The following is a 1,944-nucleotide window of genomic DNA, read 5'->3' on the forward strand; positions in this document are numbered from 1 at the left end:
CCCGAACACCGCCGGGCATACCGGCCACCGTCCCGGTGAACACGGAACCGGGATCGGGGCGCGGACGTGGGCCCAGGACGACCGTCTCCCGTTCCAACCGCTCTCGCAGAACAGGACGGCGGTGACGGGCGTGGCGTTGCTCCCCATTGTCCTGGCACTGCTCGCCGCGTTCCTGTTCGCCTGCGCCTCGGTAGCGCAACAGAGCGCTGCGGCGTCGGTCCCGGACGGCGAGCCGCTGCTCGCCGCACTGATTCGGAGCCCGCGGTGGTGGGCTGGAGTCGTCGGCGACCTCGGCGGCTACCTCGTTCAGGTGGCCGCGCTGTGGGTCGGCTCCGTACTCGTCGTGCAGCCGCTGGTGGTGTCGATGTTGTTGTTCGCGCTGCCTCTTTCCGCCAAGTTCTCCAATTTCAGCATGACGCCGAAGATCTGGTTGCTCGCACTGTCGCTCGCGGGGGCACTTGCAGTGTTCATCGTTGTGGGAGACCCGACCGAGGGCCACTCCAATGCTCCGCTCGAAGACTGGGCGATTCCGCTGGGTGTTGCCGCAGCGGTGATCGGCGCCTGCATCGTCGCCGGGTTCACACTGCACGACCCCGGTCCGCGCGCGCTGTCCCTGGGAGCTGCGGGTGGGCTGTTGTTCGGCGTCGCCGTCGCGTTCACCAAGTTCGTCACCGACCGAATCGACAAGGATCCGTTGGGAGCACTCACGGCATGGCAGACATATGCACTCGTCGGATGCGGCATCGCCGGCTTCTACCTGCAACAACGCGCATTCCAATCCGGCCCGTTGTCGGCGTCGCTACCTGCCGTCACCATCGGCGAGCCCTTTGGTGCGGCGTTCCTGGGAATTACCGTTCTCGACGAGCGTGTGCGTGACGACGCATGGGCTTTGACCGTCATCGCTGCGAGCGTGGCCGTCATGGTGTTCGCAACCGTCGCCCTTTCTCGGTCCCATGCCGAGGTCACCGAACGCGCCGACGCTGCCTGACCGGTACGCTGGCGCAACGTGCAGTTCCTCGAAGGCCAGCGGCCCCCTTACGACCTGACGTACGACGACGTGTTCTTCGTCCCGAATCGAACCGACGTGACGTCCCGTTTCGACGTCGACCTCTCCACCGTGGACGGTTCCGGCACGACGATTCCGATCGTCGTATCGAACATGACGGCGGTGTCCGGCCGTCGGATGGCCGAGACCGTCGCCCGACGCGGTGGCATCACTGTTCTTCCCCAGGACCTTCCGATCGATGCGGTGACGGACACCGTGGCGTTCGTCAAGAGCCGTGATCTGGTTGCGGATACACCGGTTGTGCTGACACCCGACGCCTCGGTGTCGGACGCCCTGGCATTGATGCACAAGCGCGCTCACGGCGCCGTGGTCGTCGTCGAGGCAGGTAGGCCGGTCGGTGTCGTCACCGAAGCAGCGTGCGTCGACGTGGACAGGTTCGCCCGACTCCGGTCGGTCATGGCGACCGATTTCGTGACGATGCCCGCGGATGCGTCCCCGCGCTCGGTGTTCGAGGCGCTCGAATCCGCTCACGAGAGCCTCGCGGTGCTCGTCGACGGCGACCAGATGTTGGCCGGGGTTCTCACCCGCACCGGCGCTGTGCGGACGGGCATCTACACCCCGGCAGTCGACGCTCGTGGTCGGCTTCGCATCGCTGCTGCTGTCGGCATCAACGGCGACGTTGCAACGAAGGCAAAGGCGCTCGTCGAGGCCGGCGCCGACCTGCTCGTCGTCGACACCGCGCACGGGCACCAGGAGAAGATGCTCGACGCGCTCGCTGCCATCGCCTCGTTGGATCTGGGTGTTCCCCTGGCGGCGGGAAACGTCGTGTCGGCAGCCGGTACCCGTGACCTCGTGTCCGCGGGCGCCACCATCGTCAAGGTGGGAGTCGGTCCGGGTGCGATGTGTACGACCCGGATGATGACCGGCGTCGGCCGCCC

2 protein-coding genes are annotated in these 1,944 nt (G+C 66.9%); both read left to right on the top strand.

Annotated features, from left to right (window positions below; translation table 11 throughout):
- Positions 1–121: 121 nt before the first annotated feature.
- The gene (locus tag WBQ44_RS11080; protein WP_495566741.1) at positions 122–988 is read left to right on the top strand and encodes a DMT family transporter; all 867 of its coding nucleotides are present in this window, start codon (positions 122–124) and stop codon (positions 986–988) included.
- Positions 989–1,006: 18 nt separating this feature from the next.
- Positions 1,007–1,944, top strand: a 938-nt coding sequence (locus WBQ44_RS11085) for an IMP dehydrogenase (protein ID WP_495566740.1), incomplete at its 3' end; no start/stop codon positions are given.

Origin of the sequence: Rhodococcus sp. (in: high G+C Gram-positive bacteria) (genome assembly GCF_049591685.1) — a bacterium.
Lineage (GTDB): Bacteria > Actinomycetota > Actinomycetes > Mycobacteriales > Mycobacteriaceae > Rhodococcoides.